The following is a 24872-nucleotide window of genomic DNA, read 5'->3' on the forward strand; positions in this document are numbered from 1 at the left end:
TTGAAATTGTTGGCACGAATAGCAGGCTGCATCGTCCTGAACTAGCCGACTTGATCATAAAACGTTTCGCTATTAATTTGCTGCGTGCTTTGCGAAAATATGCAGATCCATCATCCGGGAGTAATGAATTGAAATTGTGCCGATTTAATGATGATCGCCTGGGTCTGGTCGATGGCAATACCGTGCGTGACGTGACTGCAGCGCTCGATGTATTGCCCGCATGCAGATATCCATTTCCCCGGCACGACCTGATGATTGCCAACCTGGACCAGGTATGCAAAAGGGCTGCCGAACTTGCCCTCACGGCGCCGGCCTTTGCGCTGGATGGCGTCACATTGCTCAGCCCCGTTGCCAACCCCGGCAAGGTCCTTGCCGCGCCGGTGAACTATCAGAAGCATCTTGACGAAGCGCGTTCGCAAGTTGAAATCCACAACAACATGGCCAGCCATATTGCGGAAATCCAGCGCGTCGGCCTGTTTCTCAAAGCGACCAGTTCAATCGTCGGTCCAGGCGCAGGGGTCCGGATTGCCCACCCTGATCGCCGCAATGACCACGAAGCCGAACTGGTGGCCATCATCGGAAAAACCGTGCGCAATGCGACCCATGCCGATGCCTTGCAGTATGTAGCGGCGTATTGCATCGGCCTCGACATGACCACGCGCGGTCCGGAGGAACGCAGCCTGCGCAAGTCCATCGATAGTTACACTGTGCTCGGCCCATGGCTGGTGACGGCTGACGAAATCCGCGACCCTTATGCGCTCGGTTTCACGCTTTCGGTCAATGGCGAAGTGCGCCAGAGCGCCAATACGCGCGACCTGATCCTTGATATTGCCGATCTGATCGTATTCGCATCTTCTTTCTACACGCTGGAGCCGGGTGACATTCTGTTTACCGGCACGCCGGAGGGCGTGGGGCCGGTAGTGCCGGGGGATACCATCTTTACGGAATTTGATGGTATCGGGTCGATGAGTGTCGGGGTTCGGCTGGCGAATGCCTGACCGGGTATTGAAATAACAGCTCAGGTCTTGACTTGTACTTTGCCAAGCGCTTGGGCAGGAAAAATCATCGCTTGGCCCCTCTCCGTGACCCGACCCGCATCGGGTTGCAGATCGCCAGTCCGCAACCCTTTACTTCGGTCCTCCGCTCGAGCTCGAGCTTGGCGCGCCGGTTCTATTTGCCCGTTTGAACAAACTGGATGCATTGGCCCTGGTTCCTGAAGCCAAACTTGATCCAGCCTTGGTTCATGCAATCTTGCTTGGTTTTAGGTGTCGGTGGCAGGGGCAGGGGAGTAATGGCGATGCCAAGCGGCGCAGCGCCTACAGGAACGGTGGCCACTATCGCGTTGCTGGCAGTGTCAATGACCGAGACGGTGTTGCTGGCATTGTTCCCGACATAGGCCTTTGTGCCGTCAGGCGTAACAGCGATTTCCACTGACATGTTGCCCAGTCCGGTGATCGTGTTTATTACGCTGTTGCTCGCCGTATCAACCACCGATACCGTATTGTCGCCGCTATTTGCCACATACGCGCGACTGCCGTCAGGACTCAGGGCGACACCGTTCACGCCATTGCCCACGCCGAGCGAAGCAATGACGGTGTTGGTCGCCGTGTCGATTGTTGAAAGAAGGCCCTGAGCGCCGCCATCGCACGATCCGGTGCAGGTGGTTACATAGGCGCGTGCGCTATCGGGACTGATGACGACATGGCCGGGGCAAAGCCCCGGCACCGTAATGACAGCGGTGACGATGTTGGTGCTGGTGTCGATCACGGCCACTGTGTTGTTCAGGTTGTAGTTCAGTTGGTGGCAATTCGGTACATAGACGCGTGTGCCGTCCGGCGTTGCGGCGGGCCAGTTTGGAAATGAACCGTTGACCGGATCAAGGTTGGTAACCGTGGCCACAACCATGTTCGTGCCGGTATCGACCACCGACACACTGTTGCCACGGTAGTTGGTGACGTAGGCGCGTGTGCCGTTCGGTGTAATGGCAATCCCAAGCGGATTCCCACCCAGGCCAGTCACCGTCGCCACGATGCTGTTGGTACTTGCGTCGATGACGGACATGCTGGAGCTGAGATAATTCGTCGCATACACATATTTGCCATCGGGCCTGACAGCTACGCCGAAGGGTGCACTGACGCCAATCGTGGTGGTGACGGTATTGGTGCTGGTGTCGATCACTGAAACACTATTTCCGTCATTGTTTGCAACGTAGGCAAACGGCGCTGCCCAGGCTGCGGATCCGACAAAGGAAAGGACACAAAGCAGGGCGGCCAGAAAATTCGCCAATGTTCCCGTCATTCGACTTCTGTTCATGTTGAACTCCTCATGGTGCAGGCATTGCCCGCGTAAGATGGATTTGCTCGTCTTGTGTAGCCATCGGCAAGGGATACTCAGATGGGTGACGCTTGAGGTTCTGCCAAGTGCATCGCGATGGAGTCTACGCACCGCTCCCGCCCAAGCGCTTGACGTGAATCAGGATGGGCGTGGTCGAATATTCTGCGTGACGGATCTGTTCGATCGCCGTTCGAACAGCGATCGAACAGTGCAAATCCGGACATGTTCGTGGACAGAAAAGTCGCGCATTTGAGGCGCAATTATTGATTTTGTTATTGAGACTTGAAATGCGAGTTAAAGAGAATTCAGAAGATATCGGTCGCTGCGGCTGTGGTCGTCGCGATTACTGCGATGGTAGCCACGGGCTGACAGAAGCACAGTGGCAGCAGGTCGTGGCCAAGGAGCGGGAAGCCGCTCAGGAAGTTGCAAAAAGTACCGGCCAGGAATGAGGTGAGAGCGCTTTGTGTGAGCCATCTGTCAGGTCAGGCCGCCGCAACCTGGACCAGGCAGTGCCGAGCGGCGTCCTGTATCGAACCAAGGCCGTGGTGACCTCAAGCCATGCACGATCATGGCGCATGAACAAGTGCCGGCGCTGTCGATCTACTGACCGCCCCGGGCCTCCGCAAGCGCAATGGTCAGGTGCTGGACCTTCTTTTTCAGTTGGTCCCGTTCTTCCGTGAGCTCGGTAACAAGCAGCGTCAACCGGTGGACTGCGAGCTGCTCGGGCGTGGCATCGTCTGGCGGTGGAACCGGCTCAGGCTTGGGCGGCAGCTTGGCCTCGCGCACCTGCCGTGCCACTTGGCGCAGCTCCTTTCTTCCCCCGGCAACAGCCTCCTTCTGCTTTTCGCCGGGCAGGGAAGAGATGGCAGCAGCGGCATTGATGGAAACGACGCCAGCCTTTACTGCATCGACCAGCTCGGGCGCAGCTGACTTCCGGATTTTTTCGATTTGGCCCAGCGTCGCACTGCTCACGCGGGCTGCGCGAGCAATGACCTCGCGGCTGGCGAATGATGGTTCTTGCGCCGGCTGCCCGGCGGCCTCCGCTGCGCCGGGTACTGCAGAGGATTGTCGGGCCTGTGCCTGCCCGGCGCGTGCGGCCAGGATTTCTTTCTTGCGCAGTGCGAGCACCCCACGCTGAAAATCCGACACGCTGCGTCGGCCAAGGTGATTGTCGATCATCCACAAGTGCACATCGGCGACGGACTCGAACGTTTCGTTTTGCACGGTATTGAATGGAATCCCGTGCTTCTGGCAGATGCCGTAGCGGTTGTGTCCATCCACCAGAAGATCGCCCCATAGCACCAGCGCATCGCGGCAGCCTTCAGCGAGCAGGCTGCGTTCAAGAGCAGCGTACTCGTCGTTGGTCAATGGATCGATATAGGCGCGCAGGTCCTCGTTGATGATGATGGTCATGGATCAGGGAAAGTAAGACAGCAAGGTGCCAGTTTACACACTGGCGCGGGGTCACGCTGCATGATCATCCTGACGTGGACTGGATCGTTGCAGATTTGTAGGATCGTTGCAGATTTTCAGATTTTTTAGATATGTGGTCAGTCCCGACCAATCCCGAACCAGTCTGTCTTGAGCCGCATCCGATGTCGAGCCGGGCCCCGGATCAAGAAAATATGGAGATATACAACTTTTCCACTTGCTCCCTGGCCCAGGGCGTTTTTCGCAGGAACTTCAAGCTGGATTTCACTGAAGGATCATTCTTGAAGCAGTTGATATTGATCTTTTGAGCGAGCCCATCCCAGCCATGATGCTCCACCAGCTTCACGACAATCTGCTCCAGGCTAAGGCCGTGCAAGGGATTATTTGCTTGTTCGCCATTCATGGCTGAATCACATCCTTTTTCATGGAAATATGGGGTCCGGTTTTGACGTGCACTATACCGAACGTTTGTGCTGTAAGAATCAAGACCTGACCCCATCCCCGCGCTGCCGCTTCGACACCATCACCGCATGCTCCACAAACGCCTGCACCAGCAGGCCGTTATCCTCCGACGCCGTAACCGCCGCAATGCCGATCCGGAATCCCCGCGGCGTATCCGTCAGGCTCAGGAACTTCACCCCACGGGTCTGGTAGCGCCGCGCCACGCCGGCCACCAGCGCCACGCCGACTCCGCTTTCGACCAGGCTCAGGATCGTCGGCACCTGTATCGCTTCTTGCACCACCCGCGGTGAAAACCCCGACTGGTGGCAGCGCATCATTGCCACTGCATGCAGGTTGGCGACCCGGGCGGGTTCGTACATGATGAATCCTTCCTCTGCCGCTGCCGACAGCGCGATGCTGCTCTTCTCCGCCAGCTTGCTGTCCGCGGGCACCGCCAGCACGAACTCGTCATCGTCGAGTGGGGCAAGCCGGAAGCGGTGGTTTTCCAGCAGCGGGTAGCGCACCAGCCCGACGTCCAGTTGGCGGGACAGCACGCCATCAAGGGCGTCGCGGGTGGTGGCTTCGATCAGTTCGAGGTCGATCTTCGGGTAGCGCTGGCGAAACGACGGAATCAGGGTGGGCAGCAATTCGTAGGTCGCGGTGGCAATGAAGCCGACCCGCAGCACGCCGCCTTCGCCGTGCAGCGAGGCCGATACCATTTGGCGGCACTGGTCGGCATGGAACAGTGCCTGCCGGGCATTCTGCAGCATGGCTTCGCCGGCCGCCGTCAGCGCCACCCCCTTCGATGTGCGCGAAAACAGCGCTCCCCCCATTTCCTCTTCCAGCTTGCGGATCGATACCGACAGCGGCGGCTGCGCCATGTGCAGTTGCTCGGCCGCACGGTGATAGTTTCCGGTTTCGGCAAGGGTGATGAATTGCTGTAGTTGGCGAAGATTCATGTGCTTGGAAGGTTTTTGCCCGATACCGAAAGAGTATCGGAAAGCGATTTTTTAATATTAGACTGGTTTGGCGCCCGGCACTACACTCGTCTGCGAAATAGAATTGGAGAGAGGTATGACAACACTGCCGCTGGCGGGCATACGCGTAGTTGATTTGAGCTCGGTATTGATGGGGCCTTACGCCAGTCAGTGGCTGGCTGATTTCGGGGCCGAGGTGATCAAGGTCGAATCCCCGGAGGGAGACTCGACCCGCACTACCGGACCTGCGCGCGAGACGGGCATGTCGGCCGTCTTCTTCGGTCTCAACCGCAGCAAGAAAAGCGTGGTGATCGACCTGAAGTCGCCCGATGGCCAGCAGGCGCTGCAGCAACTGATCGGCACTGCAGATGTGTTCATGCACAACATGCGCCCGCAGAAGCTGGGCAAGGTCGGTCTCGGCCCCGCCACCCTGCGCGCAAGATTCCCGCGGCTGGTTTATGCCGGCCTGCATGGTTTCTCGGAGGATGGTCCGTATGGCGGCAAGCCCGCCTATGACGACATCATCCAGGGCCTGTCCGGCTGTGCCGACCTGATGGCCCGGCAGTCGGGCACGATGCGCTATTTCCCCATGACGATCGCCGACAAGACCAGCGGACTGGTTGCGGCGATGGCGATCCTTGCTGCGCTGATGAAGCGGCATGCGAGCGGGCAGGGCTGCCAGGTCGAGATTCCGATGTTCGAGACCATGGCGGCATTCAACCTGGTAGAACATTTTTACGGCGGGCATTTCGATCCGCCGCTGTCGGAGCCGGGCTATCCGCGCGTGCTGGCCGAGTGGCGACGCCCGTACCGCACCGCAGACGGCCATGTCTGCATCATGCCGTACACCGACGCCCATTGGCGGCGCTTCTTTGAAGCAGCCGGCCAGCCCGGCCATGCCGCCGACCCGCGCTTCTCCAGCATGTCTGCCCGCACCGTGAATATCGGCGAGCTGTATCGCATCACGGGTGAAATCGTCGCGCAACAGGACAGCGCATACTGGCTGGAACTTTGCGAACGGATCGAGGTGCCGGCTTCCCGCGTCAACCTGCTGCAGGACCTGCCGAATGATCCGCACCTGAAGGCGACCGGCTTCTTCGAGCGGCTCGAGGACCAGAGCATGGGCACGCTGGTGTTCCCGGGGGTTCCGGTCCGCTTCGACGGCGAGCGCCCGCCGGTCGGCCCGGCGCCGCGCCATGGCGCGGACACCGTGAGCGTGCTGCGCGAAGCAGGCCTGGACGAGGCGCAGATCGCTTCCTTGCTTGCCAGGGGAATCGTCGTTTCACCAAATGCAAAGAAGGGGAGCACGCAATGAGCGCAACAACAGCAACAACCACAGCAGCACCAGTTCGGCTGGGGCAGGGTTTCTACTGGCAGGACATCGAAGTCGGGCAGCAGTTCGAAACGTTCAGCCGCACCATCACTGAAACCGACCTCGTCAATTTCATCTCCTGCACCGGCATGCTGGAAGCAATTTTCATTGAAGATGGCTACGAGGGCGCTGCCATGCCAGGGCGTCCGGTTCCCGGCGCGCTGACTTACACGCTGATCGAAGGTTTCATCCTGCAAACCATGATCCAGGGCACCGGGCTGGCGATGCTGGAACTGTTCCAGAAAATCCTGAAGCCGGTCGTGGTTGGCGATACCATCCACGCACGGATTACGGTCACGGGCCTGCGGCCGACATCGAAGAACAACCGCGCGATCGTGGATTCGGAAATCCGCGTGTTCAACCAGCGCGGCGAGGAAGTGATGCTGTACACCGCAAAGCGTCTGCTGGCCGGACGCAATGCATGATCCGGGCTTCAGGCCGATACGACGAAGCACCCACAATAACGACAGGAGACATCAAATGAAGCAGGTTTACCCGCAACAATTCCAGGCACGCAGCATGCTCAAGGCCTTGTCCGCAGTGCTGTTTGTTGCCGCCAGCGCGCTGGTCCCCGCACATTCGGCATTTGCGCAGGCCGGTTATCCGGACAAGCCGATCAAGCTGGTGCTGGCGTTCCCACCCGGCGGTCCGACCGATCTGGTTGCGCGCGTGCTGGCGCAAAAAGTCGGGGAGCAGATGGGGCAGGCGGTCGTGGTGGAGAACAAGCCCGGCGCCAACGGCAATATCGCTGCCGCGCTGGTCGCCAAGGCACCGGCAGACGGCTATACGGTGTTCTATAACACGTCGGCGATCGCACTCAGCCCGGCCTTGTACAAGAACCTGGGATATGACGCGAAGACCGACTTCGCGCCGGTCGCACTGACCGCGGTCATTCCACTGGTGCTGGCGGTCCATCCTTCGGTTCCAGCCAATACCCTGGGTGAATTTTTCCAGTACCTGAAGACCAACGGCGACAAGGTCAGCTATGGCTCCGCCGGCAACGGTAACGTGACTCATCTGGGGGCCTTCATGCTGCTCAAGAGCCAAGGCCTGAATATCCAGCACGTGCCGTACAAGGGCAGCGCGCCGGCGCTGCTGGATGTGGTCGCGGGCCAGACCCAGTTCGTGACCGATACCGTCAATTCCGCACTGCCTTTCATCAAGGACAAGCGCCTGAAGGCACTGGCAGTCACCAGCTTGCAGCGGGCGTCGGTCCTGCCTGATGTGCCGACCGTGAACGAGGCCGCAGTCAAGGGCTTTGAAGTCGGCGCCTGGCAGGGAGTGGTGGTGCCCGCGCGCACCTCGCCGGAAATCGTGAAGCGGCTGAATGCAGAGATCATGAAGGCGCTCGGCTCGGCCGACGTCAAGGCCAAGCTGGCAGCGCAGGGTGCGGTTCCGCTCGGCTCCACGCCGGAGGCTTACGGGAAGTACCTGAAATCGGAAATCGACCGCTGGCAGAAGGTGGTGCAGGAAGCTGGCGTCACGGTGCAATGAGCGATTCGAACAGGACAACGGAGTCAAACATGAGCACAAACATGAAAGCGAAAATGAACAAGCGAAAAATTTTGCTGTCCGGCCTGATGCTGCCGGTTCTGGCCGCACTCGGCCTGCCCGCCCAGGCGCAGCCGGCGGGCGAGTTCCCGAACAAGCCGATCAAGTTCGTTGTGCCATTTCCGCCAGGCAGCGGCACCGACACCTCGGCCCGCTATTTTGCGAAGAAGCTCAGCGAACTGGTGGGGCAGCCAGTGGTGGTGGAGAACAAGGCCGGCGCCAACGGCTTCATCGCCGTCAGGGCGGTCCTGGGAAGCCCGGCGGACGGTTATACGGTTTTTGTCGGCAGCAATTCGACGCTGGCGGTGAACGTCGCCTTGTTCAAGTCGCTGCCTTACGATCCGGTCGCCGACTTTGCGCCGTTGACGATGATGATGCGCTCGCCGGCGCTGCTGATCGTGCCCGGCACGGCCAAGCATGGCAACTTGGGTGAACTGATCGATTCAGCCCGCACGCAACCCGGCAAGCTGAATTACGGCGCTGGTTCGGCCGGCTATCAGCTGATGGCGGAATTGTTCAACGACGCTGCGAAAGTGCAGATCCAGGGCGTGCCGTTCAAGGGCGCAAGCGAGGCGGTGACCGCGGTTGCATCCGGTACGGTCGATATGGCTTTCGCCGAAATGACGAGTGCGCAGGAACTGGTCAAGGGCGGCAAGCTGCGCGCGCTGGCGGTGGCTTCCGAGCGCCGGGTGCCGGCATTGTCCGGGGTGCCGACCGCGGCCGAAGCCGGCCTGCCAGGCTTCACCGCCTACACCTGGGTGGGTGCCATGGTGTCCGCCAAGACCCCGAAGGCCGAAACCGAAAAGCTGGCAGCACTGCTGACCCGCATCGAGCGCATGCCGGAGACCAAACAGTTCTATGAGCGCATCGGTGCCGAGGTGATGAATGGCGGCCCCGAGGAAATGCGGAATTTCCAGAACGCCGAGATCGCGCTGTGGAAGCGCATCGCCGTCAAGGCAAAGGTAGAGCAACAGTAAGAATGAAGATAGAGCAACCGGACCGACAAGGAAGCGCTGGATGACTGCATTGAACACACTGACACCGTCGGCGATACCGGCGGAAGACGAAGCGCTGCGCGAGCCGGTGCGCCGCTTCCTGGCCGAGGCAACGGCCAGGATACCGGCGCACATACGGGCGCGCACCTGGTCCGGTTACGATCCGGAATTCAGCCGCGAACTGGGACGGCGCGGCTGGCTGGGCATCACGCTGCCCAAGGAATACGGCGGCGGCGGACGCAGTCCGTATGCGCGCTATGTGATGGTCGAGGAATTCCTCAATTTCGGTGCGCCGGTCGGCTCGCACTGGATCGCGGACCGGCAGAGCGCGCCGCTGATCCTCAAGTACGGCACCGAAGCGCAGCGGCAAAAATATATTCCGCGCGTGTGCCGGGGCGAGGCCTTCTTTTGCATTGGCATGAGCGAGCCCGGTTCCGGATCGGACCTGGCCAGTGTGCGCACGCGCGCAGTGCCATCCGGCGACGGCTGGATTCTGAACGGCCAGAAGATCTGGACCACCAACGCCGCTCACTGCCATTACATGATTGCCTTGGTGCGAACCTCGGGCGAGGCGCAGGACCGGCACAAGGGACTGTCGCAGGTGATCGTCGACCTGTCGCTGCCCGGCGTGACGGTACGTCCGATCCGCGACCTGTCGGGTGACAGCCATTTCTGCGAAGTGTTTTTCGAGGATGTGAAGCTGGATGCCGACGCCTTGATCGGTGCAGAAGGGCAGGGCTGGGAGCAGGTGACGGCGGAGCTTGCTTTCGAGCGCAGCGGCCCGGAGCGCATCTACTCCAGCATGGTCCTGTTCGACGAATGGCTGGCATGGCTGCGCACGCCGGCCGGCCGCCGTCCGGAATCGCTGCGGCTGGCGGGAAAATTGATCAGCCATCTCGCTCCCTTGCGGGCAATGTCGATCGCCGTCACCGAAAAGCTGGTGCGTGGCGAAAGCCCGATCGTCGAGGCGGCGCTGGTCAAGGACCTGGGCACCGGCGTCGAGCAACTGATTCCGGCCGCAATTGCGGATGACGTGTTTTCGCGCGAGGGACAGGACGTTCCGCTGGAGCTGCTGAACACGCTCAACTACATCACGCAGGCTGCGCCATCGTTCTCGCTGCGCGGCGGCACGCGCGACATCTTGCGCGGCATGATTGCGCGCGGACTGGGGCTGCGGTGAGCCCGGAAACAAACCCATCACAAGTACAGGACGAATCGATGGACACACTTTTTACCGATGGCCTGCGGGCGCTTCTGGACGGCATCTGCGGCCCGGAGGTCGTGCGCGACCTTGAAGCCCGGCAGGACGCGGCTCAATTGTGGAAGCAGATCGAGGAATCGGGATTCGCTGATGTGCTGGTCAGCGAGGAGAAGGGCGGAGCCGGGCTGTCGCTGGCGCAGGCCTATCCCTTGTTCGAGATGTGCGGCGCAATGGCGGTGCCGGTGCCGCTGGCCGAGACCATGCTGGCCCGTGGCCAGCTGTCGCAGGCGGGCATGGCCACCGGGCACGGCAGCATCACTTTTGCCAGCGGACGGCGGCAGGCGGATGGAAGCATCGTCTGCGATCAGGTCAGCCACGGCCAGCTGGCCGACCAGGTGCTGGTCTCGGTGCAGGGCGAGTGCCGGCTGCTGAATGCCGCCGATGCCCGCAAGTCGCCGTTGCCATTTCCTCTTGACGCAGTACTGTCCTGGCATGACGACACCTGGCGGCAGGCGCAGCTGGTGCCGGGCCTGGGCGACATCCGGGTGCTGCACGCCTGCGTTGCCGCGGCCCTGATTGCCGGCGCGCTTGACACCGTGTTCAGGCGCACCCTGCAATATGCCAACGACCGCCAGCAGTTCGGCCGGCCGATCGGCAAGTTCCAGGCGATCCAGCACCAGATCGGCGTGATGTCGGAGGCCAGCTTTGCCGCTGGCATGGCGGCGCGCAATGGCTGTGAGGGCGCGGGCATCATGCCTGACCCGCTGCGGGTTGCAGTGGCCAAGGCGCGTACCAGCGAGGCAGCGGTCGAAGTGGCAGCGCTGTCGCACTCGATCCATGGCGCGATCGGATTCACTGCGGAGTTCGATCTGCAGCTGTACACGCGACGACTCCATCTGTGGCGGCAGGCCGCGGGGTCTGAGTCCTGGTGGCACGACGTGCTTGGCGCGGAACTGGTCGACCGCCGGCAAGGCATGGCGCTTGACCTGCTGCGGGACTTGAGCGAGATCGCCTGAGTGCCCTGATCCGGTTCGGACGCCACGAAATTCAACAGATACAAGACAAGGAAGCGACAAGGAAACATGATGCAGACATTTCTGAAGACCGAGCGCGAGGGCGCTGTCCTGGTGGTCACGATGGACCAGCCGGAAACCCGCAACGCGCTGACCGGCAACACCGCTGTCGAGGAGTTCCTGGAGATGGTGAAGATGGTGGAACGCGACAGGACCATCAAGGCGATCATCCTGACCGCCACCGGTTCCGTGTTCTGCTCCGGCGGCAACGTCAAGCACATGGCGCGCTACTACACCGAGGACCTGACGATGGAGTCGGTCGTCGATGAATACCGGCACGGAATTCAACTGCTGCCGAAGGCGCTGCACAAGCTGGATGTGCCGATCATCTGTGCCGTCAATGGTCCGGCAATCGGCGCCGGACTGGACCTGACCTGCATGTGCGACATCCGGATCGCTTCGGAAAACGCAACGTTCGCGGAAAGCTTCGTCAAGGTCGGGATCGTCCCGGGCGATGGCGGCGCCTGGCTGTTGCCGCGCGTGGTCGGCATTTCGAAAGCGTCGGAAATGACCTTCACCGGCGACTTGCTGAGCGCGCAGGAAGCATTGGCCTGCGGACTGGTGTCGCGCGTCGTGCCGCATGACAAACTGATGGAAGAGGCGCGCAGCATGGCCGCCCGCATCGTCCGCAATTCAGGACCGGCGCTGCGCATGGCCAAGCGCCTGCTGCGCGAAGGCGAATCGAGCAGTCTTGATTCGCTGCTCGAACTGTCGGCATCTTATCAAGCGATTGCACATACGACGAAGGAACATCACGATGTCGTGCGCGCCTTCGTGGAGAAGCGCAAGGACTGAGGCAGGTCCTGGCATCCTGCGCGCCGCGGACGATGTTTCATCGTTCCGGCCGCAGCACAATGAACGAGACGATCGCCACCAGCGAAAGCAAGGCTGCTACGCCGAACGCATAGCTTGGCATGACTGCCCACAACGCGCCCGCAGCCAGCGAGGCCGGCAGGTAAAGCACCCCGGTGACGAAGCTGTAGGCCCCCATCGCGGTCGCGCGCTGCGCCACTTCGATATCGGCGATGAATGCCTTGCTTTGCGATTCCTCGATCGCATAGAAGAAGCCATAGATCGCAAATACGGCAATGATTTCCCACGTGCTGCTGGCGAACACCATCCACAGGTTGATCAGCCCGTACAGGGCATAACCGAGCAATACGATGTGCTTGCGTCCGATCCGGTCGCCGAGCTTGCCGACCCCGGGCGCCACCAGCACGCAAGTGATGTTGAACAGGGCGTACAGCAGCACAATCTCGGTGACACTGAAGCCGACGTTGTGCGCCCGCAGCAACAGGAATCCGAGGCTGAAATAGGCCAGCGAAAAAATGGCGGCCGGAATCAGGAAGCGCTTGAAACGGGGACTCAAAAGCGCCCAGCTCGCTGTGATGCTCTGGCGCTGGCGGGGAGCGGCCGGCTGGTCCTTCACCAGTCCCAGCACGATCACGCTGAGTACGGCCGGAACGAAAGCCACCACGAACAATATCCGGTAAGTCGACGGCGACTCGCCCAGCCAGGACAGCAGTCCGTATGCCGCCAGCGGTCCCAGCACCGCGCCTGCCTTGTCGAGCGCCTTGTGGACGCCGAAAGAAAAGCCGCGGTTTTCCCGGGACGCAATGGACGACAGCCAGGCATCGCGCGGCGGGCCGCGGAATCCCTTGCCCAGCCGTTCGATCACGCGGAACACCGCCATCCCGGCGATCGAACTCGACACCAGCAGGATGGTTTTGGCCAGCGTGGAGAAAGCGTAGCCGGCGATGGTGAATATCTTGCGCTTGCCGCTGCGGTCGGACAGCCAGCCGGCCAGGTAATTCAGTGCGGACGACGAGAAATCCGCCATACCCTCGATCAGTCCCAGCAATGCGCTGGATGCGCCGGCGACGGTGGTGAAGAACACCGCGAATACGGAGAAGATCATTTCCGAACTGAGGTCGGTCAGGAAGCTGACCAAGCCGAGCTTCAGGATGTCCGGATGCAATTTTGCTGGCTTGCTGCCGGGCGCTGACGCGATGGTCTTGTCCGTGCTGCCGCTGGTGTCCATTTGCTGGTCAGCTCCATGACTGATGTTCCCTGCGAACCCGCCGCAGGCGTGGACGATTGTATTCGATGATCTTGCTGCGGACAGCACAGACTGCTGGAGACAATGTACTGTCCGCCTTCCGCGGTGTGCCATCCCCGCAAATTTGTTCCATCTCAAACGCCTCGTCGCTGCCGGCGCGAAGATCAGTCCTTCTTTCATGGAGGACGACATGGACCGTTCAACCGAGCAATTCATTCTCGACATCATGGACGCCGCGCCGGACCTGACGCTGGCCACGGTGCGGCCCGACGGTTATCCGCAAGCGACCACGGTGAGCTATGCGCATGACGGGCTCGACATTTATGTCGGCATCGGCAAGCACAGCCAGAAAGCCGACAACCTGCACGCTTGCGACAAGGTGTCGGTCACCATCAGCCCCGGCTATACCGACTGGAACCACATCAAGGGTGTCTCGCTGGGTGGCAAGGCCAGCTTCGTCAGCGATCCGAAGGAAGCCGCCCATGCGGCCGACTGCATGATGAAGCGCTTCCCGCAAGTGAGCGACTGGGCCGGCACCATGAGCGAGGAGATGGAGTTCATCCGCATCAGGCCGGAAGTCATCTCCGTGCTGGATTATGAGAAGGGCTTCGGCCATACCGAGTTGGTGCGGCCGTGAGCCGGCATTCGCGTCTCGTGGCCGCTGATCGACCTCTGCGTTAGCGCAAACCCGCTGACCAGGCGGCTCTTACTTGTTAGCCCTCTGCGGCAGATACTGCATGCAAGCTGCCGGTCCGGCAGCCGGATGTGGATTGTCCATTTCCTTAAAGGAGGTAGTGATGGCTGAAGTAATCGAGAGTAAGGGATTGCTGGTGAGGAAGCCCTTGAGCGCCCCCGATGAAGTGCGGGCTTTCGCAGGCGGCATGGGCAGCCTGAAGGTATTCAACCTGGGCAAGGCCATGATCGGCCGTGGCGAATTCAAGCCGGGCTGGCGCTGGAGCACGCACGTCAAGCCGCTGGTGCAGACGCATTCCTGCGAGGTGCCGCATACCGGCTACGTCATTTCCGGCAGCATGGTGGTGCACATGGACAGCGGCGAGGAATGCCAGTACTCCGAGGGTGATTTCTTCTACATGACACCGGGGCATGATGCTTGGGTGGTCGGCGACGAGCCGTGCATCCTGCTCGATTTCACCGGCGCCGATCATTACGCAAAACCGCATTGACCCGACGGCCAACGCGCCGCGTTTGCCATTGTGCTGCAAGAAAAGGAGGACGGCATGAGCAGCGAGGAAAACAAGCAACTGGTGCTGCAGGGCTACCGGCTATTCCAGCAGCAGGACATCGAGGGCCTGATGGCCCTTTATGACGACACCATCGAATGGATCGGTTTCGATAACCCGAATGTGCCGTTTGCAGGCAGTTATTACGGCAAGGACGAGGTGCAGCAATTTTTCCGCGATCTCGGCCGTTCGATGACGCCGGTCCGCTTCGAGCCGCGCGAACTGATTGCGGAAGGTGACAAGGTGGTGGCGCTGGGGCATGCAGTCTGGAAGCTCAATACCGGCGGCCAAGAGCTTGAAACAGATTGGGTGCATGTGTTCACACTGCGCGATGGCAAGGTCTGCCGCTTCCAGCGTCTCGATGACGGCGTGCAGGCAGACCAGGCATTCCGCTCGACTGCGGCCATGAGCGCTGGCATGGCGCAGGGCGCGCAGGAAAGCCGGCCGAGCTGAGCACAGGCGCCGGGGCAGTCGGATCCGGGCCGTGCAGGGTCGCCCGGCCCGGCGGTTTCGCCTTGTTGCTTCCCCCACTTCTTCTTTACATACGCCGTTTTGCTTTGCATACTCCTGCTGACACAAAAAAAGGTAATCCCGGCTGCATGCCGGGTCGACCTTCATAAAACATCAAAAGGAGACTTTATGCAGTTCAGCAAGACAGTGAGCGCGGCGCTTGCCGCATTGGCCCTGATCAGCGCCGGCCCGGTACTTGCCCAAGCTTGGCCTACTGCCAAGCCGATCACGTTCATCAACCCGTTTCCGCCGGGCGGCGCAGTCGACGGCTTCGGCCGGCCGGTTGCGCAGATGCTGTCGACGCAACTCGGCACGCCGGTGGTGGTCGACAACCGCGGCGGCGCTGGCGGCACGGTCGGCGCGGCTCTTGCGGCCCGGATGGCACCGGACGGCTATACCTGGCTGTTGGGTGCGGTGCACCATGCGATCGCGCCCAGCATTTATCCGAAATTGACCTATGACCTCGAAAAGGATTTCGAGCCGGTGGCGCTGCTCAGCGACGTCGCGCATGTGATCGTGGTCAACCCGAGGAAGGTGCCGGAGACGGATCTCAAGTCGCTGCTGGAGCGGCTGAAAAAATCGCCGGGGAAGGTGGATTATGCGTCCACCGGCACCGGCACTTCGCAGCATCTGGCCGGCGAATTGTTCAAGCTGCGGACGGGGGTGAAAATTACCCATGTTCCCTATCGCGGCACCGGTCCGGCGCTGCAGGACCTGGTGGCCGGTCACGTCGACATGATGTTCGACACGCTGGCCGGCTCGTCCGCATTCATCAAGTCCGGCCAGCTCCGTCCGCTGGCCGTGACGACCACCCAGCGCGTCGCCGGATTTGACGCGGTGCCGACCGCTGCCGAAGCGGGCGTGCCGGATTACGTGGTGTCGAGCTGGTACGCCATGTGGGCCATCAAGGGCACGCCGAAGCCGATCATTGACCGCATGATCGCGGAAGTCAGCAAGGTACTCGCGCATCCCGACACGCAGGCAAAGTGGGCCGGGATGGGGGCAACCACCCGCAAGCTGACTGGCGCGGAATTCGGTGCCTTCGTCCACAGCGAGACGGTACGCTGGGCGGACGTGGTGAAGAAGGCAAATATCAAGATGGAGTGACGCGCAAGGACCAGGATGCAGGCTAAGGCTAGTGGGGGAAATCTACCGGAGCGCATCCCGCGCCATTTTCCTCAGCCTGTTGAAGGTTTCAGTCGTGCCGTGGCGGGCAACCAGGTCTGGCATGTCGATGAAATTGGCGGCGCCCAGCGACAGCGCGGCGCTGCGTATCCCCTGCCTGATGCCGTCGGTCTGGTTGCCCGTTTCACCCATCACCGGGATGAAGGGGATGTCCCGGGTTGCCGGATCGGCCTTCGCTTCGCCCAAAAGCTCGAACATGCGGCCTTCGTCGAAATGCACGCCGCAAATGATCAGGCCGATGTCCTGTGAGCGCAGCGCCTGCAGGGCTTCGCTGCTGGTATAGCAGATAAGCAGCTCGAATTCGCTGCCGAGGGCCGCGAGCACGAGGTCGCGGTCCTGCGGCCGGATGGCGACAAGCAGCTTGCGCCGGGCTGTCATGGGCATATCCCTTCCCCAGAAGGTCAACCCAAAGTGTATGACGGCTGCGGGGCGCAGCATTGCTTTTAGTCACGAATTGGTGCGGTGCCGGCTTGCACCCACGGCGTCATGTCAATCGCTGGCGCGGTCCTTGTTGTTCACGCGCGGCGCCCGCGCCGGCGCCCCGGATCAATACGTCTTGTACGGCAGGAACTTCCCGCTCAGGACCACCTGCACGCGGTCTCCCTTGGGGTCTGTTTCGCGCTGGATGTCCATCGAGAAGTCGATCGCGCTCATGATGCCGTCGCCGAATTCTTCATGGATCAATTCCTTGATCGTGGTGCCGTACACGCTGACGATTTCATACCAGCGATAAATCAGCGGATCGGTCGGCACTGCGGTTTCCAGCGATCCCTTGTACGGGACCACCTGCAGCCAGGCAGTTTCCTCCTCGCTCAGTCCGAACAGCTCCTGCGCCAGGATGGCCTGGTCTTCGTCGAGTGTCATCTGGCCGAGCAGGGCGGCGGTCGTCCATTCCTTGCTCTGTCCGATCCTGGCGGCGATGTCGGACCAGCGCATTTTCTTCGCGACCTTGGCGGCGAGGATTTTCTGGGTGACAGTCTTGCGGTCCATGGGTTTTCCTTTCAATTGAATTCGAGTCAGGGGGGCGGGGTTTTGATAATGCGAAAGTTGCGGGTGACCGGAATCGGCGTGCCGGTGGCTTCGCCGCTGGTTTCGCGGCTGGCTTCGCCATCTTCCAGGCCGGTGGCGGCCAGACCCGGAGTGACGGTCACGGGTGCCTGGCCGGTGCTGCCTGCAGCCTGTATCTGGTGCGAGCGGTTCACCAGGAAATCGATCAGGTGGTTGCGGATCAGGTAGAACTGCGGGTCGTGATGCATGGTCGCGCGGGTGCGCTTGCGCGACATGGTGTTCACCACGATCTCGGCGATGCGCGCCTGCGGGCCGTTCGACATCAGCAGGATCTTGTCAGCCAGCAGGATTGCTTCGTCGACGTCGTGGGTGATCATGAAGACCGTCTGCTCGGTATCCGCGCAGATCCTCAGCAGTTCGTCCTGGATCACGCCTCGGGTCAGGGCGTCGAGCGCGCCGAAGGGCTCGTCCATCAGCAGCATTTTGGGTTCGATCGAAAACGCGCGGGCGATGCCTACGCGTTGCTTCATGCCGCCGGATAGTTCGGAAGGCTTCTTGTCGGCGGCGTCGCCCAGGCCGACCATCCTGATGAAGCGCAGCGCATGTGCTTCGATCTTCGCCCGGATCCAGTGCGGATAACGTGAGCGGACGGCGAACGTGACGTTAGCCAGTACTGACATCCAGGGCATCAGCGCATGGCTCTGGAACACCACGCCGCGGTCGAGGCTGGGCCCGCTGACTTCGCGCTTGTCCATGAAAACCAGCCCTTGGCTCGGCGATTCCAGGCCGGCCAGCACGTTCAGGATGGTCGTCTTGCCGCAGCCGGAATGACCGATGATGCAGACGAACTCACCGCGGCGGATGCCGAAGGACACATTCTCGAATACAGGCGGAGCGCCCGCCAGGTAGCGCTTGCCCAGCCCTTCCACGCGCAGGAAATCATGATCCATATCCGCTCCTCAATCGACGTAGGTGACCAGCTTCTGCAGCCGGGCGAAGAACAGGTCGAGCAGCATGCCTGTCAGTCCGATCACCACGATCGCGAACAACACGCTGGACAGAGACAGGTTGTTCCATTCGTTCCAGACGAAGTAGCCGATGCCGGTGCCGCCAACCAGCATTTCGGCGGCGACGATCACCAGCCACGCGATGCCCATCGAAATGCGCATGCCGGTCAGGATGGTGGGCGCCGCTGCAGGCAGGATGACCTGGAACGCACGGCGGATCGGCTTGACCTCCAGGGTCATGGCGACGTTCAGCCAGTCGCGCCGCACGGACGCGACGCCGAATGCGGTGTTGATCAGCATCGGCCACACCGAACAGATGAAAATCACGAAAATGCCCGAGACCGATGAGTCCTTTATGGTGTACAAGGCGAGCGGCATCCACGCCAGCGGGGAGATCGGCTTGAGGATCTGGATGAAGGGGTCGAGCGCCTTTTGCATCAGCGGCGACATGCCGAGCAGGAATCCGGCCGGGATCGCCACCAGGGCCGCCAGCAGGAATCCCAGGCCGACCCGTGCCAGCGAATGGCCGAGCTGGATGCCGATGCCCTTGTCGTTGGGCCCGTTGTCATGGAATGGGTGAGCCATTTCGCGGACGATGGTTTCCTTCATCTGCATCAGTGACGGGAATCCATTGTTCTTTGCCGCGTTGCCGCTGCTCTTGCCCATCAACCTGGCGTACTCGTCCTGGGCATCGGCGGCCTTGCCGGCCTTGGGCGCCGTTGCCAGGTGCCAGGCCAACAGCACCACCGCCAGGATCAGCAGTGACAACAGGCCCGCCTTCATGCTCAGGCTGGCGCTTTTCATGCGCCTCCCCGCCGTAGAGCGAAGCTGTTGACGTAAGCTTCGGGCCTGGACGGGTCGAATTCACGGCCCATCACCTTGTATTTGCGGTATGCGCCTTCCGGCGGCTTCTGGTCCAGTTCCTTCATGTGCTTCTTTGCGTCCGTGAGAAGGAACACTTTCTCGGTCAGGGCCTTGTAGTCGACATCGCCCTTGATATAGCCCCAGCGCTTCATCTGGGTCAGTATCCACACGCCCATCGAATGCCAGGGAACCGGATCGAAGTCGGCTCGCGATGGAACGTTGCGCACATTCCCCAAGCCGTCGGCGAACTTGCCGGTCAATACTTGTTCGATCACGGTTTCCGGCTGGTTCAGGTAGGCTGCCGGCGAGATTACCTTCGCTACCAGCGCACGGTTGCCGGGTTCGCGCGCCATCGCGGCAGCGGTCAGCACGGCGCGGAACAGCGCGGCAAAGGTGTTCGGATTCTGCCTGATGAATTCATCGGAAGTGCCGAAGGCGCAGCACGGATGGCCGTTCCAGATCTCGTTCGACAGGATGTGGATGAATCCGACTTCGTCATACACGGCGCGCTGGTTGAATGGATCGGGTCCGAGGAATCCATCGATGTTCCCGGCGCGCAGGTTGGCCACCATCTCCGGTGGCGGCGTCACGCGCAATTGAACATCCCGGTCCGGGTCGAGGCCATGCTCGGCCAGGTAGTAACGCAACAGGAAGTTGTGCATCGAGTACTCGAACGGAATCGCGAACTTGAAGCCTTTCCACTGTTTGGGGTCGCGCTTGTCCTTGTGCTTTACGTGCAGCGTGATGGCCTGGCCGTTGATGTTCTGGATGGTCGCCACGCGCATCGGCGTCATGTTCGAACCCAGTCCCATCGACATCGCCAGCGGCATCGGCGACAGCAGGTGGGAGGCGTCGTGCTCCTTGTTGATCATCTTGTCGCGGATCAGGGCCCAGCCGGCGGTCTTGTTCAGGCTGACGTTCAGCCCTTGTTTTTTGTAGAAGCCGAGCGGGTCGGCCATGATCAGCGGCGCTGCGCAGGTGATGGCAATGAAGCCGATCTTCAGGTCCTTCTTTTCCAGCGGGCCGGTTTTTTCCTGGGCCATTGCTTGCATTGCACCGAAAGGAAGCACGCTGGCAATCGCGGCGCGCGCCGTATTGGTGCCTACTGCGCGCAGGAAGCGGCGCCTGGTGTCATCCGAGGGGAACATCGCGCGCAGTACGGACTCTTCCACCACGTCGTTCGTCAGCAGTTCGACATTGCTGGCACGCGCCGCAAGCTGCCTCGCTTCCTGTGCCGCATGCTCGGATTCATTGGCATGGCGGCCGCAGGAACATCCACTGCTGGCACGGTCGGGATCATAGCTGTGATAGATTGACATGGGGCGGCTCCCTGGGTTGGTGTTGCCCCAGCACATGCAATCTACGGGCCAGCCGGCCGGAGATTGGGTTCGCGCCGTACGGTATCATCGCAAAAACACAGGAGCATCGATGATTATCGTCACAGGTGGAGCCGGATTCATCGGCTCCAATTTCGTGCTCGACTGGCTGGCTGGCGGCGACGAGCCGGTGGTCAACGTCGACAAACTCACTTACGCCGGCAACCTTGGCAACCTGGCCTCGCTGGAAGGCGATGCGCGCCATCTGTTCGTGCATGCCGACATCTGCGACAACGCTGAAATGGCGGCGCTGCTGGCACGCCACCAGCCGCGTGCCATCGTCCACTTCGCGGCCGAAAGCCACGTCGACCGCTCGATCCATGGCCCGGCGGAATTCATTCGTACCAATGTGAACGGCACCTTCAGCTTGCTGGAAGCGGCGCGGCATTACTGGTCGGCCCTGGGCGCGCAGGAAAAGACTGCATTCCGCTTCCTGCATGTGTCGACCGACGAAGTGTATGGTTCACTGGGTCCGACCGATCCGCCCTTTACCGAAACCACTGCCTATGCCCCGAACAGCCCGTATTCGGCCTCCAAGGCGGGCTCCGATCACCTGGTGCGTGCCTACCACCATACCTATGGCATGCCGACGCTGACCACCAATTGCTCGAACAACTACGGTCCGTATCATTTTCCGGAAAAGCTGATTCCGCTGATCATTACCAACGCGCTATCAGGCAAGGATTTGCCGATCTATGGCGACGGCCAGCAGGTGCGCGACTGGCTCTATGTCGGCGACCACTGCGCCGCGATCAGGCGCGTGCTGGAAGCAGGGCGCACCGGCGAGGTCTACAACATCGGTGGCTGGAATGAAAAGGCCAACCTGGATGTGGTGCATACGCTGTGCGAACTGCTGGACACGCTGTCGCCGCGTGCCGATGGAAAGAGCTATCGGGAGCAGATCACCTATGTGACCGACCGTCCTGGTCATGACCGTCGCTATGCGATCGATGCCCGCAAGATCGAGCGCGAGCTCGGGTGGAAGCCGGCCGAGACATTCGAGACCGGGCTGCGCAAGACGGTGCAGTGGTACTTGTCGCACCAGGAGTGGGTGGCTAACGTGCAGTCGGGCGCTTACCTGAAGTGGGTGGAGACCAATTACGGGCAACGTGCAGGGGCAGGGGCGAGCGCATGAGCTACAGCAAATTGCCGGGCTTTCCGTTTCGCGCACCATGAAAATCCTCGTCACTGGTTCTACTGGCCAGGTCGGCCATGAACTTCAACACACGCTGCAAGGCCTGGGCGAGGTCGTTGCCGTCGACCGCCGCCGCATGGACCTGTCGAACCTGCAGCAGGTGCGCGACGTCATCCGCGAAGTCCGTCCCGGCCTGATCGTGAATGCGGCTGCTTACACCGCCGTCGACCAGGCCGAAAGCGAACGCGAGCTGGCGATGCAACTCAACGCCCACGCGCCGGCAACGATGGCGGAGGAGGCAAAACGCCTTGGCGCCATCCTGATCCATTTTTCCACCGACTACGTCTTCGACGGCAGCAAGGACGGCCGCTATGACGAGCAGGATCCGACCAGCCCGGTCAACGTCTATGGCGAGTCGAAGCGGGAAGGGGAGCTGGCGATCCAGGCCGCCGGCATACCGGCGCTGATCTTCCGCACCCAGTGGGTGTACGGCCTGTACGGCAAGAACTTCCTGCTCACCATGTTGCGGCTGGCGGCGCAGCGCGACGAACTGCGGGTCGTCAACGACCAGATCGGTGCGCCGACCTGGGCCCGCACCCTGGCAGAGGTGACTGCTGAAGTGGTCGCGCAGGGCCGCGGCCAGGACCTGTCGTGGTGGATGGAGCGCGCCGGTCTCTACCATGTGACGGCGCAGGGAGAGACCAGCTGGTGCGGCTTCGCCCGGCGTATCGTCGAACTGTCACAGTTGCCCAGGAAGCCTGGCGTGGTCGGCATTCCCGGCAGCGACTATCCGACGCCGGCGAAGCGGCCGGCGAATTCGCGCCTGTCCTGCGAAAAATTCATGCGCACTTTCTGCCCGTTGCCGCAGTGGGACGCGGCGCTGGAGCGCTGCATGCGGGAACAGCCGCCGGCGGTCTGAACCGTGCCGATTCCAGGGTCAGCTACTTCGGATTCGCCGTGCCCTGGAAACTTCGGCAACGCGCATTTGAAATTGCGCTACATTGCCGCTTCAACTCCCGCATGTTCCCGGACCTTGATGGATTGCAGACAACCGACACCGCCAATGCCCGGTAAAAGACGCGCCGTCGTCCTTGCCCTTGCTGCCGCGTTTTGCGGCGTGCTGCCGGCCAGTGTGGCCTGCGCGGCCGAGGCAGCCCCGGAGGCGGCACTGGAAGCGGTACAGGTGGAATCCAGCATCGATCGTCCGATCGGCATTGCAGAGTCCGCCAACCAGGGCACGGTAAGCGCGCGCCAGCTGGAAAACCGCCCGCGTCCGCGCACCGGCGAGCTGCTGGAGGCTGTGCCGGGCGTGATCGTCACCCAGCATTCCAGTGACGGCAAGGCCAACCAGTATTTCGCGCGCGGCTTCAACCTCGACCACGGCACGGACTTCCGCACCAGCGTGCTCGGCATGCCGGTGAACATGCCCACGCATGCGCATGGGCAGGGCTATTCCGACCTGAACTTCCTGATTCCCGAACTGATCGACACGATCCAGTACAAGAAGGGAACCTATTACGCGGAGGAGGGCGATTTTTCCGCTGCCGGCGCGGCCGCCTTCGACTATGTCCGCAAGCTCGAGCGCGGATTGGCCAGCATTGAACTCGGCAGCAACCGCTACCGGCGTGCGGTGCTGGCCAACTCGACTGGCGCCGGAGCGGGAACGCTGTTGTATGCAGTGGAAGCAGTCGGTCATGACGGACCGTGGGAGGTGCCGGAGAAATACCACCGGTTCAACGGCGTGCTGAGCTGGAATGTGCGCGCCGGCGTTGACGAACTGCGGGTGGCGGCGATGGCGCTGCAGTCGAGCTGGCGCGCAACCGACCAGGTACCGCGCCGCGCGCTCGCTGCCGGCATCGTCGGCCGCTACGGCAGCCTGGATCCGAGCGATGGCGGCGACACCGCGCGCAGCAGCCTGTCGGCCGACTGGACCCGCAGGTATGCGGATGGTGCAATGCGCGCCAACGCTTACCTGGTGCGCTCGCGGCTGAACCTGTTTTCCAACTTCACCTTCTTCAAGGACGACGCGGTCAACGGCGACCAGTTCAACCAGGCCGAAAAGCGCGTGCTGGGTGGCATCAATATCGACCGCGCGTGGCAGCACAAGTTGGGGCGTTTCCAGTCCGAGACGACACTGGGCCTGCAACTGCGGCAGGATCGCCTGTCGCCGGTCGGCTTGTACACCAGTGTCCGGGGGCAGCGCCTGGCGACCACGCGCGAGGATAATGTCGTCGAATCCTCCGCCGGCCTGTTTGCCTCGAACACGACGCGCTGGACGCCATGGTTCCGGACCGTGGCCGGGTTGCGCAATGATCGTTACCGGTTCCGGGTGGACAGCAACAAGCCGGCCGACAGCGGCACGGTCGATGCCTCGATCACCAGCCCGAAGTTCTCCGCCATCTTCACGCCCGCCGAGCGGGTCGAGTTGTACCTGAACTGGGGGCGCGGCTTCCACAGCAACGATGCGCGCGGCGTGACCAGCGCGGTCAATCCCTCCACGCCGCTGGTGCAGGCTGCTGGCAGGGAAGTCGGCTTGCGGCTGGACGGACTGCTGCGCGGATTGCAGACCACGATGTCCTTGTGGGAGCTGGACCTGGCTTCCGAACTGGTCTTTGTCGGCGACGCTGGCACCACCCAGGCCGGCCGGCCCAGCAAGCGGCGCGGTGTCGAACTCGGGAACGTCTACAAGATTGCACAGGGATGGACGGCCGACCTCGATCTTGCGTGGTCGCGTGCCCGATTCACCGACAGCGACCCCGCCGGCCCGTTCATTCCGGGCGCGGTGGCGCGCACTGCCTCATTCGGCATCACGGCAGAGCTTGGCCGCTGGAGCGGCGGCCTGCGCTTGCGTCATGTGGGCGGCCGCGCGCTGGTCGAGGACAACAGCGTGCGGTCGCCATCGTCAACGTTGCTTAATGGCAAGATAGGTTATGCTGCAGGAAAGAACGTCAAGCTGACCCTGGAAGTGCTCAACCTGCTGAACCGGCAGGTCAGCGATATCGACTATTACTATGAGTCGCAATTGCGCACCGAACCGCTGGCGGTGGCCGATATCCACACGCATCCCGGCGAGTCGCGGGCGGTGCGCGCGGGTCTGGTCGTGCGCTTTTAA

General features: G+C 61.7%; 26 protein-coding genes. 16 read left to right on the plus strand and 10 right to left on the minus strand.

The features are described 5' to 3' along the window. Positions 1–128: 128 nt before the first annotated feature. Positions 129–998, plus strand: a complete 870-nt coding sequence (locus FVE66_RS11040; protein ID WP_151447725.1) for a fumarylacetoacetate hydrolase family protein — start codon at positions 129–131, stop codon at positions 996–998. A gap of 172 nt (positions 999–1170) precedes the next feature. Here the strand turns inward: FVE66_RS11040 and FVE66_RS11045 are convergent, their stop codons facing one another. Then, a complete protein-coding gene (locus FVE66_RS11045; RefSeq protein ID WP_151447487.1) occupies positions 1171–2313 on the minus strand; it encodes a beta-propeller fold lactonase family protein in 1143 nt (380 codons plus the stop codon). 284 nt (positions 2314–2597) lie between these two features. Here FVE66_RS11045 and FVE66_RS11050 point away from each other — a divergent pair, with 284 nt between their 5' ends. Further along, a complete protein-coding gene (locus FVE66_RS11050; protein ID WP_151447488.1) occupies positions 2598–2783 on the plus strand; it encodes a hypothetical protein in 186 nt (61 codons plus the stop codon). 151 nt (positions 2784–2934) lie between these two features. On the opposite strand, the gene FVE66_RS11055 is transcribed toward FVE66_RS11050, so the two are convergent. The 3 genes from FVE66_RS11055 to FVE66_RS11065 form a co-directional block, all read right to left on the minus strand. Continuing rightward, on the minus strand, positions 2935–3747 hold the full coding sequence (locus tag FVE66_RS11055; RefSeq protein WP_151447489.1) for a ParB N-terminal domain-containing protein: 813 nt from the start codon (positions 3745–3747) through the stop codon (positions 2935–2937). Between the two features lie 202 nt (positions 3748–3949). Continuing rightward, positions 3950–4168: a VF530 family protein gene (locus tag FVE66_RS11060; RefSeq protein WP_151447490.1), complete on the minus strand. Its 219-nt coding sequence runs from the start codon at positions 4166–4168 to the stop codon at positions 3950–3952. A 79-nt stretch (positions 4169–4247) separates the two neighbouring features. After that, positions 4248–5165, minus strand: coding sequence for a LysR family transcriptional regulator (locus FVE66_RS11065; protein WP_151447491.1), 918 nt, complete (start codon positions 5163–5165; stop codon positions 4248–4250). 115 nt (positions 5166–5280) lie between these two features. Here FVE66_RS11065 and FVE66_RS11070 point away from each other — a divergent pair, with 115 nt between their 5' ends. From FVE66_RS11070 to FVE66_RS11100, 7 genes are all read left to right on the plus strand, one after another. Next, the gene (locus FVE66_RS11070) at positions 5281–6498 is read left to right on the plus strand and encodes a CaiB/BaiF CoA transferase family protein (protein ID WP_151447492.1); all 1218 of its coding nucleotides are present in this window, start codon (positions 5281–5283) and stop codon (positions 6496–6498) included. Next, positions 6495–6980 carry a MaoC family dehydratase gene (locus FVE66_RS11075; protein ID WP_151447493.1) on the plus strand — a complete coding sequence of 162 codons (486 nt, stop codon included), beginning with the start codon at positions 6495–6497 and terminating at the stop codon, positions 6978–6980. The genes FVE66_RS11070 and FVE66_RS11075 overlap by 4 nt, the downstream gene beginning before the upstream one ends. A gap of 55 nt (positions 6981–7035) precedes the next feature. Continuing rightward, entirely contained in the window at positions 7036–8049 is a 1014-nt protein-coding gene (locus FVE66_RS11080; protein ID WP_161993256.1) for a Bug family tripartite tricarboxylate transporter substrate binding protein, read from the plus strand. 29 nt (positions 8050–8078) lie between these two features. Then, positions 8079–9083 carry a Bug family tripartite tricarboxylate transporter substrate binding protein gene (locus FVE66_RS11085; protein ID WP_421829581.1) on the plus strand — a complete coding sequence of 335 codons (1005 nt, stop codon included), beginning with the start codon at positions 8079–8081 and terminating at the stop codon, positions 9081–9083. Positions 9084–9123: 40 nt separating this feature from the next. After that, complete coding sequence (locus tag FVE66_RS11090; RefSeq protein WP_151447494.1) at positions 9124–10281, plus strand: acyl-CoA dehydrogenase family protein; 1158 nt, start codon at positions 9124–9126, stop codon at positions 10279–10281. Positions 10282–10319: 38 nt separating this feature from the next. Beyond that, positions 10320–11318, plus strand: a complete 999-nt coding sequence (locus FVE66_RS11095; protein ID WP_151447495.1) for an acyl-CoA dehydrogenase family protein — start codon at positions 10320–10322, stop codon at positions 11316–11318. Between the two features lie 69 nt (positions 11319–11387). Next, positions 11388–12170, plus strand: coding sequence for a crotonase/enoyl-CoA hydratase family protein (locus FVE66_RS11100; RefSeq protein ID WP_151447728.1), 783 nt, complete (start codon positions 11388–11390; stop codon positions 12168–12170). A gap of 37 nt (positions 12171–12207) precedes the next feature. Here the strand turns inward: FVE66_RS11100 and FVE66_RS11105 are convergent, their stop codons facing one another. Further along, positions 12208–13416: an MFS transporter gene (locus FVE66_RS11105; protein WP_151447496.1), complete on the minus strand. Its 1209-nt coding sequence runs from the start codon at positions 13414–13416 to the stop codon at positions 12208–12210. Between the two features lie 208 nt (positions 13417–13624). Between FVE66_RS11105 and FVE66_RS11110 the strand changes: the two genes are divergently transcribed. The 4 genes from FVE66_RS11110 to FVE66_RS11125 all read left to right on the plus strand — a co-directional run bounded on the left by FVE66_RS11110 (position 13625) and on the right by FVE66_RS11125 (position 16292). Next, on the plus strand, positions 13625–14071 hold the full coding sequence (locus FVE66_RS11110; protein ID WP_151447497.1) for a pyridoxamine 5'-phosphate oxidase family protein: 447 nt from the start codon (positions 13625–13627) through the stop codon (positions 14069–14071). Between the two features lie 160 nt (positions 14072–14231). Beyond that, complete coding sequence (locus FVE66_RS11115; RefSeq protein ID WP_151447498.1) at positions 14232–14618, plus strand: cupin domain-containing protein; 387 nt, start codon at positions 14232–14234, stop codon at positions 14616–14618. A 54-nt stretch (positions 14619–14672) separates the two neighbouring features. Next, complete coding sequence (locus tag FVE66_RS11120; protein WP_151447499.1) at positions 14673–15128, plus strand: nuclear transport factor 2 family protein; 456 nt, start codon at positions 14673–14675, stop codon at positions 15126–15128. A 186-nt stretch (positions 15129–15314) separates the two neighbouring features. Continuing rightward, positions 15315–16292, plus strand: coding sequence for a Bug family tripartite tricarboxylate transporter substrate binding protein (locus tag FVE66_RS11125; protein WP_151447500.1), 978 nt, complete (start codon positions 15315–15317; stop codon positions 16290–16292). 42 nt (positions 16293–16334) lie between these two features. On the opposite strand, the gene FVE66_RS11130 is transcribed toward FVE66_RS11125, so the two are convergent. From FVE66_RS11130 to FVE66_RS11150, 5 genes are all read right to left on the minus strand, one after another. Beyond that, a complete protein-coding gene (locus tag FVE66_RS11130; RefSeq protein ID WP_151447501.1) occupies positions 16335–16808 on the minus strand; it encodes a response regulator in 474 nt (157 codons plus the stop codon). Between the two features lie 108 nt (positions 16809–16916). Next, on the minus strand, positions 16917–17360 hold the full coding sequence (gene cynS / locus FVE66_RS11135; RefSeq protein WP_151447502.1) for a cyanase: 444 nt from the start codon (positions 17358–17360) through the stop codon (positions 16917–16919). A 26-nt stretch (positions 17361–17386) separates the two neighbouring features. Then, positions 17387–18328, minus strand: coding sequence for an ABC transporter ATP-binding protein (locus tag FVE66_RS11140; protein WP_151447503.1), 942 nt, complete (start codon positions 18326–18328; stop codon positions 17387–17389). A 9-nt stretch (positions 18329–18337) separates the two neighbouring features. Next, a complete protein-coding gene (gene ntrB, locus FVE66_RS11145; RefSeq protein WP_151447504.1) occupies positions 18338–19189 on the minus strand; it encodes a nitrate ABC transporter permease in 852 nt (283 codons plus the stop codon). After that, on the minus strand, positions 19186–20568 hold the full coding sequence (locus FVE66_RS11150) for a CmpA/NrtA family ABC transporter substrate-binding protein (RefSeq protein WP_151447505.1): 1383 nt from the start codon (positions 20566–20568) through the stop codon (positions 19186–19188). The genes ntrB and FVE66_RS11150 overlap by 4 nt, the downstream gene beginning before the upstream one ends. A 109-nt stretch (positions 20569–20677) precedes the next feature. Between FVE66_RS11150 and rfbB the strand changes: the two genes are divergently transcribed. The 3 genes from rfbB (at position 20678) to FVE66_RS11165 (ending at position 24872) form a co-directional block, all read left to right on the plus strand. Next, entirely contained in the window at positions 20678–21760 is a 1083-nt protein-coding gene (gene rfbB / locus FVE66_RS11155) for a dTDP-glucose 4,6-dehydratase (protein WP_151447506.1), read from the plus strand. 37 nt (positions 21761–21797) lie between these two features. Beyond that, entirely contained in the window at positions 21798–22679 is an 882-nt protein-coding gene (rfbD, locus tag FVE66_RS11160; protein ID WP_151447507.1) for a dTDP-4-dehydrorhamnose reductase, read from the plus strand. Between the two features lie 144 nt (positions 22680–22823). Next, positions 22824–24872 carry a TonB-dependent receptor gene (locus FVE66_RS11165; protein WP_151447508.1) on the plus strand — a complete coding sequence of 683 codons (2049 nt, stop codon included), beginning with the start codon at positions 22824–22826 and terminating at the stop codon, positions 24870–24872.

It is taken from the genome of Lacisediminimonas profundi, assembly GCF_008831265.1.
Classification (GTDB): Bacteria; Pseudomonadota; Gammaproteobacteria; order Burkholderiales; family Burkholderiaceae_D; genus Lacisediminimonas; species Lacisediminimonas profundi.